Source organism: Bradyrhizobium cosmicum, assembly GCF_032290525.1.
In the GTDB taxonomy this organism is placed as follows: Bacteria; Pseudomonadota; Alphaproteobacteria; order Rhizobiales; family Xanthobacteraceae; genus Bradyrhizobium; species Bradyrhizobium cosmicum_A.
The window spans coordinates 1-244 of sequence record NZ_JASXTA010000511.1; the positions used below are offsets into that span (position 1 = coordinate 1).

At 59.8% G+C, this 244-nt stretch carries 1 protein-coding gene; it reads right to left on the reverse strand.

The features are described 5' to 3' along the window. Positions 1-244, reverse strand: a 244-nt coding sequence (locus tag QSV46_RS40750) for an ABC transporter permease subunit (RefSeq protein WP_409997307.1), incomplete at both ends; no start/stop codon positions are given.

Sequence of the window (244 nt, forward strand, 5' to 3'; positions counted from 1 at the left end):
GCTTCCAGGCAAGAGTGTTGATGCCGGCGGCCTCGGCCGCGGCTTCGTTCTGCTTGATCGCCAGCAGCGCCATGCCGAACCGTGATTTTTCGATCACTCGGGTGAGCAGGATCGTCGCCAGCATCATGGCGAGCGCCAGCAACGTGTAGAGACGGGGATCGGCAAATTGCATGTAGGCGATCGGATTGTCGCGCTTGATCGGCAACGTGACTTCCTGGAAGCCGAGCCATTCGAACACGTAGAG